This is a genomic window from Nocardia sp. NPDC059154 (genome assembly GCF_042755705.1).
GTDB lineage: Bacteria > Actinomycetota > Actinomycetes > Mycobacteriales > Mycobacteriaceae > Nocardia.
This window is the reverse complement of the sequence record NZ_JBHZCS010000010.1, coordinates 118,348-130,526: the sequence shown is the minus strand read 5'-3', so window position 1 is coordinate 130,526 and position 12,179 is coordinate 118,348. Positions and strand designations below refer to the sequence as shown.

The window sequence follows — 12,179 nt, the reverse complement described above, 5'->3', positions numbered from 1 at the left end:
GTATTCGGTGGCGCCGGTGTCGGACCAGCACGCTCGAGGCCTTCGCCTACTGTGACCCTTCGGCCGAAGGGATCCCGTGAGCCAGGTCGGTCAGTGTGTCGACGAGGGGGGTCAGTCGCCGAAGTTCTTCCAGGTGTGTGGCGCTGAGCAGGGCGAGGGTTTGCCGGCCGGCCTCGGTCAGGGTGAGGCGGACGACTCGGCGGTCCTTGCCTTCCTCCCGGTTGCGGGCGACGAGCCCGAGTTGCTCGGTGCGATCGATCAGTTGCACCACGCTGTGGTGGCGGGCGCTCAAATATTCTGCGATTTCGCCGACGCTGGGCCCGCTCGGGTCGAGATGACCCCGGATCGCCAGCAGCAGTTGGTGTTGAGCGCCGGTGAGTCCGACGTCGGCGGCCCGCCGCTCACTCCAGTGCAGGAACCGGCGCAGTCCGGCACGGAAAGCCAGCAGTCTCGAGTACTCCTGGTCGGTGAGAGGTTCGGGCGGCGACATCGACTCATATGTCATGACGTGATAATATCACAGAGTGACATATAGACCGGCGGTGATGCGGATCGGTTTCGCGTCCCGTCGTGGCCGATCTCAGCTGTCCGGTTCGAAGTGTCTTCATTAGGTGTCCGAAGGGTGGTGGAAGACATGGCTACTGAGGCCATGGGCAGCATGAGCCTGCATCCCGACATCGTGGAGTTGCGGGCCAAGCATGAGAAGTACGAACTCGCCGCGATGGAACCGGCCGCCCAAGCGGTCACCGGCCTGATGTTCCTGACCGGGCTCTACATCGCGATCTCCGCGTGGGTTGTCGGATTTACCCGGTTCCCGACCTTGACCGTGAACAACCTGGTTGTCGGGATCGGCTTGGCGGTGCTGGCGCTTGGGTTCGCCTCGATGTACGGGCGGATCCACGGCATCGGCTGGACCGCTCCGCTGATCGGCCTATGGATGATCATCACGCCCTGGGTCGTCAGCGGCGATGTCGCCCGTACTTCGACGATCTGGAGCAACGTGGTGGCCGGTGTGGTCGCCCTGGTGCTCGGGCTCGGCTCGATGGCGCTCGGCATGCGCCAGACCCGTTGAGCGCGAACCGCTTTCCATAGTGCGAGCCGGACTGTCACCAGGTTCGGCTCGCACCTCACACTCACGCGGATGAGGCAGTCGTCCCCTGCGGCGAGGCCAATCTGGATACCGGCCGGTTGAAACTGGGCGGTCACCGGCATCGCTCTGATCGATGCGTCGCGGGCAGGGCGGTGGGGTCTCTTCGCGGACAACGAAGTCCAGAAAGAGGCGATGACAATGATGTCGGCCACCAGTCGGCTCGCGACCCTACCGTCGCTGAAAGCCCTGCACACCGGGTCCGGTGAGCCCCTTCTACTGCTGCACGGGTTCATGATGTCCCCGCGCTGCTGGGAGCCGGTCGCGGCGCGACTGTCGCACACGTGTGAGGTGTTCGCCCCGGCTTTGATCGGCCATTGGGGTGGACCCGAGCTGCGGGGCCGATACCTGAATGTCGCAGCGCTGGCCGACGAGGTCGAAAACCAGCTCGACGAATTAGGTTGGCGCACCTGCCATATCGCCGGCAATTCACTCGGCGCCTGGGTCGGTTTCGAACTGGCCCGCCGGGGCCGTGCTCGCACCCTCACCGCGATCGCGCCGGCCGGCGGTTGGGGCTGCCCCTCGCTGCTGCAACTGCGGATCGGGCTGAAGTTCCTGGCGCTGGTGCCGATCGTGCAGCTGGGCAAACGACTCGGTCCGGCGCTGCGATTCAGCTATCCCGCCCGCCGGTTCGCACTGGCGGCGCTCAGCGGCGACCCCTCGGCAGTGCCGGCCCGCGCGGTGACCACGGCGATCACGGCGGCACTGCACTGCCCGGCCATGCTGCCGCTGCTGATCGGCGGCCTGCGCATGCCCGGACCCGACCACCTGTCGACGCTGAAAACCCCGGTACGCCTGCTGATCTGCGAACACGACCGGGTGACACCCAACCTCGCCTACACTCAGCGTTTCCTGCGCGAGCTGCCCGACTCGGCCGACCGCATCCTGGTGCACGGTGCCGGACACGTACCCATGCTGGAGGCGCCCGACCGCATCGCCGCCCTGATCGCCGAGCACGTCCACGCCGGCCTGCATCAGCGCGCCGCGTGAACATGCTCAGCACGCCACGGATATCCATCCGTGTGGCAACGCGCCGGTGATTACCGACCGACGGCGGGGGTACGCCGACCTTGTGGGCGGCGCAGGATCGCCTGCATCCTGCACGCCGACCCCGAAGGGGAGTTTCCTCATGCCCGATTCGAACAATCCGGGTCAATTCGGCAACCGGCCCGACACCCGGGAGCAGGCGCGCAAGGGCGGCAAGGCCAGCAGCGGCAGCTTCGGTGAGCCCAACGCGGCCGACCCGCACACAGCCGGCCGCAAGGGCGCCCGGGCTCAGCCGCCCGAAGCGAAAGCGAAAGGCGGACACCACAGTCACGGCCGGCGGTGACTACCTGAACAACAATCCGGCAGTGAGTGCTTGCGACGGTGTCGTCCACCGGCGCCCGGGCTGCCTACCCGACGGACCCGCCGATCCCGCCCCTGAGCCAGACGGAAGATCACCGCGGATCGCAATGAGATACGTGCCCGTGTGGAAGGTAACGGGTTTGTCTCGCTGGCGTAGCGGGTATTCTGTGTACACGGTTGACACCCACCAGCCCAGTCTGTGCCACGGTCGCGGTATAGGCGACAAACAGTGTGGCAGAACCCCATTCTCCCGGGTTGTCACACATATCTGGACAAGGGATCTGATCCTGATGTCGAGTTCCTTCATGGTCGCAGCCGGATCCACACCAGCCCAGCGTTGCGGCCCGCCCACACAGCTGGGCATCACCCACAGCAGGCCGTCGCTGTCGACGACGGTCCTGACCGCCACCGGCGAGATCGACTACTGCACCGTCGGAACATTCCGCGAACATCTCACCGAGGCCATCGATACCAGCGGCCGCCTCGTGGTGGTGGACCTGTCACGGATCACCTTCCTCAGCATCTCCGGGCTGCTGGCCGTCCTCGATGCCGACGACGCTGCTCACCGCCACCACATACGCCTGCGAGTGGTCACCGGACCGCGCTGCGTGGACCGGCTGTTCGAGGTCTGCGGCCAGGCCACCGACCTGGCAATCACCCACACGATCGCCGCCGCCTGCACACCGGGGCCACGAGCCTTGACACGTGCGCGCACGCTGCCCTGATCGGATCGCCCAAGACGGTAAGTGGCTGTGCCCGACCCCCGCTCCGGGCTCGACCCCCGCTCCGGGCTCGACCCCCGCTCCGGGCTCGGGCACAGCCACACACAGGGCTACGCGAAACGGGATCGCCTCCCTCGGCCGGCACCATCCACCTCACCGACGAGCGCGTCGATGCCAGTTCCAAGTGCTGGTCTGGCGTTCCCAGGAGACCAACCGCAGACTCCGCGGCATCGCCGCGCGCCTGCTCACCGAGCTGAACCAGATTCCGCCCGCGCCGCCGGCGACCGTCGCCGCGTTCGACCGGATCCTGCTCACCGTCCACGAACGCATCCCGCCTCCGCGATCCGCACCAGCCGGTGGTGAAACGTCAGCCGCAAGCGCGGAGGCGAGAGTTCATGGTGCTCATGGGTTGTGCAAGATCACCGACCACGGCCTCCTCGATGCGGTGATTTCGCCGCACTGGTTCCGCTGGCAGATTGTGGCACCGCAGCCCTCGCACGATCGCAGCCCAACATCACGGTCTTCCACCACTCGTCGAGCGGACTCGGGTCCGGCCACACTGCAGCCGGTTCGCTGAATTCCCATCTGCTGGCGGCCTTTTCGCCAGATTGCTCATTCACCGCCGCAGCCTGTTCGCCGAGTCTGTCGACGGTGCCGGTGCTGATGACGCCACCTCTGGGGTGGGGCGCTTTCCTGTGCCCGGATCGAGGCAATTGTGTCGGCCCGATGAACGTCGATGATTCCGGCTGGGCCGCCATGACGTACCTCCTCGTTCGCACTGCCGCTGCGATTTGCAGTGCAACTCACGTTTCAGCACTACCCGCCCACCGGAGTTCGAATCTTCGAAGAGGTCGACTGTCGCGTCTTCGAGAGTTCAACCTTCGCAGTGGCCGAACTCGGCCCGGTCGTGGGTAACAGAACGTAGAAACGTCGCGGCCGAAACACCATGGGCCGCGCTCCCTCCCGAACTCCTCGTCCTCCGTGGACTGCGCGGGCGTTGCGGCGCAGCAATATCTGCGGTCCCGGCGTCTCGCGCCGACGACGCGGTCGCGGCTTGTCCTGAACCATGTCCGCGAACAAGCCGGTGACCGGTCACCACACAGTGGATCATATTCTGGCGCTGGCGATTCCGCCCACGACGAAGGTCGACCGGGTGATCGAGCTGGCCACCGGACTGCCGAGTTTGCGCGCGTGACTGAGCAGCGATCTGGGGCAGCGGCGCGCGACCGGAAAACGCAGAATCAATGTCAGGGGCTGTGGGACGGCTGTTCTGGATCAGCGTTCCGCTGCTTATCACCCGACTTCGAGTCCGGATCGACCTTATCCGCGCGCTCCCACTCCTTGTCCAGTTCGGTTCGCGAATCCGCTGCCTCGCTGCGATGCACGTCGGCCTGCTGGGCAAGCTGCTCGGCCTGTGCCGCCTTGGCCTCAGCTTCGGCCTGCGCCGCGCGACTGCGGGCAGCGATCTCCTCCGCCCGCGCCTCCCGCTGACCGACCTCGAGTTCCTGTTTCGCCGCGCGGTCTCGGATGCCCTTGGCTTCGACCCGCTGGTGTTCGCGCCGTTGGCGCATCAACACCCAGGCCACAAGCACAATGACCACAACCGCGACGACGATGATCACGATCACAATGGTGGTGCTCATCTTTCGACTCCTCGCACTCTCCCCCGGTAATCCTTATGCCACTCGACTACCCCCGAGCTGGGAAAATAAGCGATCAGAGCTCGCTTTCCCCGGGACCTGTATCTATTCGCCTGTGGTAACTGCCGCGACACTCTGGACCGCGTGCTCAGCGGCTTGCATCTCGTTCGCGTAGAGCAGGCCGTAGGTGAAGCCGTTCTCGCCGCCTGCCGTGCCCGCTGCTGTGGCGGTTCGCCACAGGAATTCGGTCGAGACGACGCTGTCGTTGTAGTCGCCGAGTAGGCGCTGAATCTTCTTGTAGTGCTTGATATTCGACTTTGCCCGCGTGGGCTTTCGAACGGGTTTGTGCAATTCGGCGGCATAGCGTGCGCGTTTGGCGGCTTTATGCGCGCGGTGCAGCGATTCGTGTCGATGGTTGTGCAATGCGGTCACTAACCGGCGGTCGGCTTTGCCCGCGGCCCGGCGGGCCCGCTTCACGAGTTGGCGCCGCCGGATCCGTCGCCCGAACGGCGGCTGTGATTTCCATGTCTGCAGGGTCGCGAGCAGTCGCAGGTAGCGGGGCGAGTTCATTGCCTCGGCGAGAGCATTGCGGCTCGGCAACTGCCGAGCCTGCAGCGTCGCGTCGATCCGCGCAGCGACAGGACCCGAGATGAGTTCGGGCGGTAGGGCGTTGAGTTCATCGGCGAGGCGTCGGCGTCGGACGTGGCAATCGCGTATGTCGCCGAGCAGCGCTGCGTACCATTTCAACTCGTTGTCGATCTCGCCGATGGCACGGCGGTCCAGCAGCTTGCCGAACACGCGTAGCGTGCTGCGCAGTCGCCGCGTCGCGACACGGGTGTCGTGAATTGGGTCCTCGCCTCGGCGTAGCCCGACGTCACCGACGAAGATCAGGTCGATCTGTGTGGTCATATATTCGTGTATGGCTTTTTCCGCCCGCGAACCGGTGACGGTGGGTCCGGATCGCTCCGGGAGTACATGAGACAGCTTGGAGCGGTAGCTCGACTCGCGGGCGCCTGCCTCGGCGAGCCGGTCGCGCAATACCGCCGGGACTTGGTCGGTGTGAGGGCCGAGTTCGACCTCGATCTCACGCCAGGCAACCAGTTCGGCAGGCCGGTCGGCTGCGGTCGAGTCCACAGTGTCGTCATCGATTTCGACGATCAGTTCGCCGTCCGAACCGAGGATGCGGTGACGGCGGCGCAAGGTATGAACCCTGGCGACCTCGTTCAAAGGCCTACCCAGTGCTGCGCCGTTGACGACCTCGGCGAGTTCGTGCGGCAGCTCGTCCGACAGTTGGGTGGTTACTTCGACGCGACCGGAAGATTGGGGGATCTTCAGCTGCCAGCCGGATTCGTCGTCTCCTTCACGGCGACGCAACGTCAGGTCGTGGGCGAGCAGGTCTCGCTCGGCGGTGTCGAAATAGGTACTGGTCAGCTGGACCAGGATCTCCTCGATGCGGCTATTCGCGACAAGGTCGTCGAGCCTTGGAAGAGTGAAGTCCCGGTCGACCGCCCATTTGCTCTCACGTTCGAGTACGTCCTTCATGCGATAGCGCATTCCCTGCAAACCACACGTCAAACAGGGCAAAAGCGAGCGATACAGGGGTCAATAGTAATGGCGACGGCCGCCGGCAGCGCGGCCCATCGACCCGAACAGCAGTAACACGAGCCCGATGACGAGCACCACGATCCCAATGGTCCAGAGGATCGGGATGCCGAATATGAACCCAACGAGGAGAAGGATGATTCCGAGAATGATCATGGCCACCACCTGGTTTCGCTGCTGTGCTCGAAGGGCCCGAGAAGCCCTCCGGTGCTGATATCGGTCATGACGCGCATACCCTCACATCGGCGGTTCAATCAGCGCACCGAATCGTCCAATGTCCCCAGCCTTTTGCAATGTCGCTACGAGTGGCGTTCGATCTGGGCGTCCGTCTATGAGATGAGCGACCGTACGTGTAGCGACAGCGCGGCGGCTAGTTCGCTGCGCGGGTAGAGCCCGCGGCTGCTGACCGCATCGAGTGCGAGTCCGTCGACCGTGGCGAGCAGTATCGCGGATCGCGTCGAGGGGGCGGGGATGTCAGAGGCGGCCAGTTGGGTCTCGAGTTCCCGGCGAATCTCGGCCAGTGTGCGGTGTTGGATGTCGGCGAGGGTTTCGTTGGTGGCCGCGCGCGCCGCGAAGGAGACCATCACCCGGGCCTCGTGCTCGCGTTCGTCGTCGAGTGGAAGCAGTTGGGACAGTGCGGTGATCAATCGGTCGGTGAGGGGGGCCTGTGGGTCGATGGCGCTCATGCGGGCGCGCACCCGGGCGGTGAGCTGTTCGAAGGCGAAGGCGTAGAGCTCGTCCTTGGTGGTGAAGTGGTGCTGAACGGCGCCGATGGAAACCTCGGCCGCGGCGGCGATCTCACGGATGCTCGCGGCGTCGAGTCCCCTCGATCCCGCGATGGCGAACACCGCGTCGGCGAGCTGCTCGGAGCTGGTCGATCCGTATTTGCGCACATCGACAACCATACACTCGTATGGAACAATACGAGTGTATGGAAATACTTCGAAAAGCCCGCTCGCGCACCGTGATCACCGGTTCGGCGGCCCTGACCGCCCTGGTATGGATCACGTGGAAGGTCGACCCCACGGCCTCCTCGTCCCCGCTGGTTCCCTCCGTGGAGTCGGCGCTTCTGTTCGCCAACATTCCGCTCACCATCGCGTGGCCGAGCGGGAAGCGTGCCGTGGCGGCGGCCTTCCAGCGCTATCTGCTCAATCCCGTTGTGCGCCTGTTGTTCCGGATCGGCTTCGTGCCCTTCGGCTATGCGCTCGTGGAGACGGTGGGGCGGCGAGCCGGACGGCGATACCGAACACCGGTGGGCAACGGATCGGCCGGCGACGTCTTCTGGATCATCGCCGAACACGGGTACCGGGCCGGATACGTCCGCAATCTCATGGCCGAACCCACCGTCCGGGTGAAACTCCGGCAGGGCTGGCGCTTCGTCTGGCGCACCGGCCAGGCGAGCGTCCTTCCGGACGAAGATCCGCTGGAAAGGCAACGGCGACTGGCTCGTTGGCGGCCACTGCGGATTCTCAACGCGATCATGGTCCGCGCGCTGGGCGCCGACCTGCTCGTCATCCGGATCGACTTGGACGAGCCTCCGGGCTCGGTTCGGAGGCGCGGCCGCGCGCTGACCTGAAGTGCTGCAGCCCGAGGTAATTGCTCGCTTATGGGGTTCGTGAGGTAGTCATATCGAGAGCACCCCAACAGTTTTCCGTTGCCATAGTGGAGCGCTGGCAGCCTCGTGTGCTCGCTGCCGCGGGTCCGAGTGTGGTTGTGCCCAAAGCATTTCCTACGTACTGGAGCTGACAGGCTTGCCGTCAGCGGGCAAGACCACCCCGATGGCACGCGGACGGTGGTGAGCGTCGTGACCGAGCGAGAAGCGTTGCCGGTGGCGGCAGTTGACAGCGGACTCGCCTCGAAGCGTGCGATACCAGGTACCCGCGTCCACGTCCAGATTTAGGATCGGTCAGACCGAATAGCCTTGCGGTACGAATGGTTCGGACGTATCAAGTAGTCCAGGTTCTATCGAGGCGGGTCGCGGTACCACCGTGTTCGAGCCTGGTTTCGGCGAGAGAAGACCTCACGTGGTTGACGGAGTGCTGCTGGATACGAACTTCTTGTCCCTGTGGCACAACGGATCGTGTGAGGCGCCCGAGCCGGGTGCTTACTATGCGAGCACCACGACCCTTCAGGAGCTCTACAGCATGCAGGCGCCGCAGGGCTGGGGGTATCGATATCTGCTGCCGAGCCTCGCGAGGGACCATCTGTGGGGTCTGCCCGATATCAATCACCTCGTCGAGCTGTACCGGGGCCGAATACTCAAGGGTCAGGCGGGGATGGCCCGCACCGACAAGTTGCTGATCAACTTTCCGGCCAGTCTCGCAGGTCATGGTTTCGCCGCCTACCTGGGAAAGTCGCATCAGGCGGTGGCGAATGTGCAGAATGCGCGGGCGTTCGGACTGATCGAAGGCATGGCTTCGGTCGCGATCGACCGCAACGTCGGGCGGATCGTAGGGGTTCGGGCTCGGTTCCTCAGCGACGTCGAGGTGGCGCCACTGCCGTTGACGATGGGTGAGATCACCATTGCGGTCGATCTGCTGCAGCAGGTCCTGCGCGCCAGGATCAACCTCAAGCAGCATCGCCGAAACTCCTTCAACGACTTGCTGATCCTCGCTACGGCGCTGCGATGGGGCCTTCGGCTCGAGACCGACGACAGGCTGATGCTCGAACTGGCCTTGCGGGCCGGAATGATCCAGACCGACGACGCCAGCGGCGTCGCGAGCCTGATTCCACCGGCCCCTGCTACCGGTACCCCGGACTCGCACGAGTCGAAGCGCTACATCAATTCTCGATGGCGGGCGCGGCGTCCGGCGAGACCTCCGCGGTCCTGACCTGACGGTGGCGCACTGCTCAACCGCGCGGCACGGGACGATGCGATTCCGATTCCGCTGAGCGCAAGGATTCACCGCTGTGGCCGTGTCTGCTTCGCTGGAACGCGAGAGGAGTCATGCCATGACCATTCGCACCGATGTGCTTCGTGCCGACATCCTGATCACCGCCGAACAGCTGGCGGAACGGGTCGAGGCCGGCGAGTCGATCACCATTCTCGACGTGCGCTGGCAGCTCGATCGTCCCGACGGATTTGCCCGAGCGCATGATCGGCCCGGTGCCGCCGAACCGGTCGATCCCGTAGCCGGACACATCCCCGGCGCACGCACCCTGCCCAGCGGATCATTGCTCGATGACGCCGGATTCTTCCGTCCCGCAGCGGAACTCGAGCAACGCTTTGGTGCGGTCGGAGCGGCTGACGCATCGGTGGTCGGGGTGTACTGCGGGTCCGGGGTGACCGCGGCGGTCGATATCGCGGCACTGGCCGTTCTCGGGATCGGCGCCGCCCTGTTTCCGGGCTCGTGGTCCCAATGGAGTGCCAATCCGGCGCTTCCCGTTGCCACCGGTTCGTCGACCGCTCGCGGCGAGGACGATTCGCGGTCGTGAATTCGGCTGCCGTGCCGCCGAATCCTTCACAAATTCTGAATGAATCTCGAAGGACGGCTGGATTGTTCGCCCGCGTGCACATCCAGCGCGCCCCAATCTGTTTCGACGGAGTTCCTCGATGACAGGGCAACCACGCCCGACTCGCAAGCCGGTACCGCCACCCGCTATCCGATCACCGGAATAGCGGGTGACCGCACCGCGCCAGTGCGGCCCGGCTCAGTCCTGGAAGTAGTGGCGCTCGGCCAGGTCCGCGAGCAGCGTAGGGCCGTTTGGAATCCAGCCCAGCGTGTCTGCGGCGGGTCCGCCGTCGCCGGTCATCGGCATGCTCCACATCATGCCCAGCCAACCGAAGTGGCTGACCGCGTCGGCGGGGTCGATCGAGGTGGTCGGCACACCGAGCTGGCGGCCGACGGCCTCGGCGATATCGCGGGTCGCCACGCCAGGATCGGCGACCGCGTGCAACACCGTTCCGGCTTCCGCCTTGTCCACCGCCAGTCGAAACAGCCGCGCGGCGTCATCCCGGTGCACGGCCGACCAGGCGTGCGCGCCGTCCCCGACATAGCCGGACACGCCCTTCTCCCTCGCGATCTCGACGATTCGGCGGATGAATCCGCGGTCGCCTGCACCGTGCACCGTCGGTGGCAGACCCAGCACCACCGACCGAATGCCGCGTTCGGCGTGCCGGACCGTCGCGGCGGCAGTGGCGCGGCGGATCATCGGTTCATCGGCCACACCGGGCTGACCGGTGTCGAACGAGACCAGCCCGGAGGCGATCACCAGCGGCCGATCGGAACCCGCGAGAACGTCGCCGAACAGGTCGACTACCCGGCGATCGATGCGCTGATTCTCCTCGAACTGGGAGAAGTCGTGGAGGAAAGCCAGGTGAACCACCCCATCGGCCTCATCGGCGGCCGCACGCAGGGTGTCCGGATCGAGGAGATCGCCGCGGCGCACCTGCGCGCCCGCTGCGGTCAGGGCCGCGGCCGAGGCGTCCGACCTGGCCAGGCCGACAACCTCGTGACCTGCGTCGATGAGTTCGGGAACGACGCGGGAACCGATGAAACCGGAAGCTCCGGTGACGAATAGACGCATGAGAAGACCTCTCGACTTGTGATGTCAGCATCTGTCATCAGAATAGTCCTCATGTCAGCATCTGTCATCACTTCTACGTCAGTTGCTGACGTCACTGTCTTACAATCGCGGAATGGGTCGTTGGGAACCGAACGCGCCGGGCCGTCTCGGCCGGGCGGCGATGGAGTTGTATCTGGAGCGCGGCTTCGATCAGACCACCGTCGCCGACATCGCCGAGCGAGCCGGGCTCACCGAGCGCACATTCTTCCGGCACTTCGCCGACAAGCGTGAGGTGCTGTTCGGCAACCAGCAGATCCTGCACGACATCATCACCAACGCCATTGCCGAGGCGGATGATTCAGCGCCGCCGATCGCGGCGATGGGGGCGGGCCTGGAGGCGGTGGCCGAACTGATCGGGCAACGCCGGGACTTCGCCCAACAGCGCCAATCCGTGATCGCGGCGAACCCCGCACTCCAGGAACGGGAACTGACCAAGCTCGCCGCGCTCGCGGCAAGCAGCGCCCAGGCGCTACGCCTGCGCGGCGTCCCCGAGCCCACCGCCGGCCTCACCGCCGAGGCCGGCATCGCGGTCTTCAAGATCGCCTACACCAGCTGGGCCGAATCCCCGCCGGACCGCGGCTTGGCCGAGTTCATTCGTGAAACGCTGGCCGAACTCGAGGCGGTCGCCACCGGGACGGCGGTCCAATAGACATTTCAGCGGGCGGCTCGACACTCGGGAGCCGCGCGACGTTCAGTCAGCAGGTCTCGCCAATCACCTGATCAGGCCGCCGTAGGCGCATCGCTTCACGGGCGCCTCGCCGGACCGCGGATCCTCGACGGCGGTGATCGTCTATTCCAGCATGCTTGGGCTCCATGGGTCACTGCGTCACCGCGTGGATGATCCTGTCGGCGTGGAGGTTTGGGTGCGGGATTATGGGATGTCTGCTGCTCGTCAGGATGAGCTGGGGCGCCGGTGGCGGGCTGGTGAATCGTTCACCACAAGCCCGAACAGCGCCATTCGCAGGACGGTTGATGCTGCGCAACTCGCCGACCGGTCGCCACAGTCGCGCCAAGTTGCCGCTCGCCGCCGTTCTCGCGCTCGTCGGGCCTCGGCCGCCCGCCGGCGGTCCGCCTCGTCCTGACCGGTGCCTCCGGGGATAGTGGTGGTGATCTCGACCAGGAACTCTCGCATGGTCTCGCTCCATCCTCGACAGG

General features: G+C 65.5%; 15 protein-coding genes. 9 read left to right on the top strand and 6 right to left on the bottom strand.

Going from position 1 to position 12,179, the window contains the following annotated elements:
- Window positions 1–46: 46 nt before the first annotated feature.
- A complete protein-coding gene (locus ACFXN1_RS11855; RefSeq protein ID WP_379436807.1) occupies window positions 47–505 on the bottom strand; it encodes a MarR family winged helix-turn-helix transcriptional regulator in 459 nt (152 codons plus the stop codon).
- A 129-nt stretch (window positions 506–634) separates the two neighbouring features.
- Here ACFXN1_RS11855 and ACFXN1_RS11850 point away from each other — a divergent pair, with 129 nt between their 5' ends.
- From ACFXN1_RS11850 to ACFXN1_RS11830, 5 genes are all read left to right on the top strand, one after another.
- Complete coding sequence (locus tag ACFXN1_RS11850) at window positions 635–1,072, top strand: SPW repeat protein (protein WP_379396316.1); 438 nt, start codon at window positions 635–637, stop codon at window positions 1,070–1,072.
- A 210-nt stretch (window positions 1,073–1,282) separates the two neighbouring features.
- Entirely contained in the window at window positions 1,283–2,137 is an 855-nt protein-coding gene (locus tag ACFXN1_RS11845) for an alpha/beta fold hydrolase (RefSeq protein WP_379436805.1), read from the top strand.
- A gap of 139 nt (window positions 2,138–2,276) precedes the next feature.
- A complete protein-coding gene (locus ACFXN1_RS11840) occupies window positions 2,277–2,477 on the top strand; it encodes a hypothetical protein (protein ID WP_379436804.1) in 201 nt (66 codons plus the stop codon).
- Between the two features lie 307 nt (window positions 2,478–2,784).
- Window positions 2,785–3,219, top strand: coding sequence for an STAS domain-containing protein (locus ACFXN1_RS11835; protein ID WP_379436802.1), 435 nt, complete (start codon window positions 2,785–2,787; stop codon window positions 3,217–3,219).
- Window positions 3,220–4,282: 1,063 nt separating this feature from the next.
- Complete coding sequence (locus tag ACFXN1_RS11830) at window positions 4,283–4,411, top strand: hypothetical protein (protein WP_379436801.1); 129 nt, start codon at window positions 4,283–4,285, stop codon at window positions 4,409–4,411.
- 52 nt (window positions 4,412–4,463) lie between these two features.
- On the opposite strand, the gene ACFXN1_RS11825 is transcribed toward ACFXN1_RS11830, so the two are convergent.
- The 4 genes from ACFXN1_RS11825 to ACFXN1_RS11810 form a co-directional block, all read right to left on the bottom strand.
- Window positions 4,464–4,859 carry a hypothetical protein gene (locus ACFXN1_RS11825; RefSeq protein ID WP_379436799.1) on the bottom strand — a complete coding sequence of 132 codons (396 nt, stop codon included), beginning with the start codon at window positions 4,857–4,859 and terminating at the stop codon, window positions 4,464–4,466.
- A 102-nt stretch (window positions 4,860–4,961) separates the two neighbouring features.
- Complete coding sequence (locus tag ACFXN1_RS11820; protein WP_379463556.1) at window positions 4,962–6,398, bottom strand: CHAD domain-containing protein; 1,437 nt, start codon at window positions 6,396–6,398, stop codon at window positions 4,962–4,964.
- Window positions 6,399–6,458: 60 nt separating this feature from the next.
- The gene (locus tag ACFXN1_RS11815) at window positions 6,459–6,614 is read right to left on the bottom strand and encodes a DUF6131 family protein (RefSeq protein WP_379436796.1); all 156 of its coding nucleotides are present in this window, start codon (window positions 6,612–6,614) and stop codon (window positions 6,459–6,461) included.
- A gap of 173 nt (window positions 6,615–6,787) precedes the next feature.
- Window positions 6,788–7,363, bottom strand: coding sequence for a TetR/AcrR family transcriptional regulator (locus tag ACFXN1_RS11810; protein ID WP_379436795.1), 576 nt, complete (start codon window positions 7,361–7,363; stop codon window positions 6,788–6,790).
- 26 nt (window positions 7,364–7,389) lie between these two features.
- Here ACFXN1_RS11810 and ACFXN1_RS11805 point away from each other — a divergent pair, with 26 nt between their 5' ends.
- The 3 genes from ACFXN1_RS11805 (at window position 7,390) to ACFXN1_RS11795 (ending at window position 9,893) form a co-directional block, all read left to right on the top strand.
- A complete protein-coding gene (locus ACFXN1_RS11805) occupies window positions 7,390–8,034 on the top strand; it encodes a nitroreductase/quinone reductase family protein (RefSeq protein WP_379436793.1) in 645 nt (214 codons plus the stop codon).
- A 460-nt stretch (window positions 8,035–8,494) separates the two neighbouring features.
- On the top strand, window positions 8,495–9,289 hold the full coding sequence (locus ACFXN1_RS11800; protein ID WP_379436792.1) for a hypothetical protein: 795 nt from the start codon (window positions 8,495–8,497) through the stop codon (window positions 9,287–9,289).
- Window positions 9,290–9,410: 121 nt separating this feature from the next.
- Window positions 9,411–9,893 carry a sulfurtransferase gene (locus ACFXN1_RS11795; protein WP_379436790.1) on the top strand — a complete coding sequence of 161 codons (483 nt, stop codon included), beginning with the start codon at window positions 9,411–9,413 and terminating at the stop codon, window positions 9,891–9,893.
- Window positions 9,894–10,109: 216 nt separating this feature from the next.
- On the opposite strand, the gene ACFXN1_RS11790 is transcribed toward ACFXN1_RS11795, so the two are convergent.
- Window positions 10,110–10,985, bottom strand: coding sequence for an SDR family oxidoreductase (locus ACFXN1_RS11790; protein ID WP_379436788.1), 876 nt, complete (start codon window positions 10,983–10,985; stop codon window positions 10,110–10,112).
- A 112-nt stretch (window positions 10,986–11,097) separates the two neighbouring features.
- Between ACFXN1_RS11790 and ACFXN1_RS11785 the strand changes: the two genes are divergently transcribed.
- Window positions 11,098–11,673, top strand: a complete 576-nt coding sequence (locus ACFXN1_RS11785) for a TetR family transcriptional regulator (protein WP_379436786.1) — start codon at window positions 11,098–11,100, stop codon at window positions 11,671–11,673.
- Window positions 11,674–12,179 lie beyond the last annotated feature (506 nt).

What these genes read in the sequence shown, in the direction of transcription:
- ACFXN1_RS11855 (WP_379436807.1), bottom strand. Translation starts at nt 505, where the DNA reads ATGACATATGAGTCGATGTCGCCGCCCGAACCTCTCACCGACCAGGAG.
- ACFXN1_RS11850 (WP_379396316.1), top strand. Translation starts at nt 635, where the DNA reads ATGGCTACTGAGGCCATGGGCAGCATGAGCCTGCATCCCGACATCGTG.
- ACFXN1_RS11845 (WP_379436805.1), top strand. Translation starts at nt 1,283, where the DNA reads ATGACAATGATGTCGGCCACCAGTCGGCTCGCGACCCTACCGTCGCTG.
- ACFXN1_RS11840 (WP_379436804.1), top strand. Translation starts at nt 2,277, where the DNA reads ATGCCCGATTCGAACAATCCGGGTCAATTCGGCAACCGGCCCGACACC.
- ACFXN1_RS11835 (WP_379436802.1), top strand. Translation starts at nt 2,785, where the DNA reads ATGTCGAGTTCCTTCATGGTCGCAGCCGGATCCACACCAGCCCAGCGT.
- ACFXN1_RS11830 (WP_379436801.1), top strand. Translation starts at nt 4,283, where the DNA reads ATGTCCGCGAACAAGCCGGTGACCGGTCACCACACAGTGGATCATATT.
- ACFXN1_RS11825 (WP_379436799.1), bottom strand. Translation starts at nt 4,859, where the DNA reads ATGAGCACCACCATTGTGATCGTGATCATCGTCGTCGCGGTTGTGGTC.
- ACFXN1_RS11820 (WP_379463556.1), bottom strand. Translation starts at nt 6,398, where the DNA reads ATGAAGGACGTACTCGAACGTGAGAGCAAATGGGCGGTCGACCGGGAC.
- ACFXN1_RS11815 (WP_379436796.1), bottom strand. Translation starts at nt 6,614, where the DNA reads ATGATCATTCTCGGAATCATCCTTCTCCTCGTTGGGTTCATATTCGGC.
- ACFXN1_RS11810 (WP_379436795.1), bottom strand. Translation starts at nt 7,363, where the DNA reads ATGGTTGTCGATGTGCGCAAATACGGATCGACCAGCTCCGAGCAGCTC.
- ACFXN1_RS11805 (WP_379436793.1), top strand. Translation starts at nt 7,390, where the DNA reads ATGGAAATACTTCGAAAAGCCCGCTCGCGCACCGTGATCACCGGTTCG.
- ACFXN1_RS11795 (WP_379436790.1), top strand. Translation starts at nt 9,411, where the DNA reads ATGACCATTCGCACCGATGTGCTTCGTGCCGACATCCTGATCACCGCC.
- ACFXN1_RS11790 (WP_379436788.1), bottom strand. Translation starts at nt 10,985, where the DNA reads ATGCGTCTATTCGTCACCGGAGCTTCCGGTTTCATCGGTTCCCGCGTC.
- ACFXN1_RS11785 (WP_379436786.1), top strand. Translation starts at nt 11,098, where the DNA reads ATGGGTCGTTGGGAACCGAACGCGCCGGGCCGTCTCGGCCGGGCGGCG.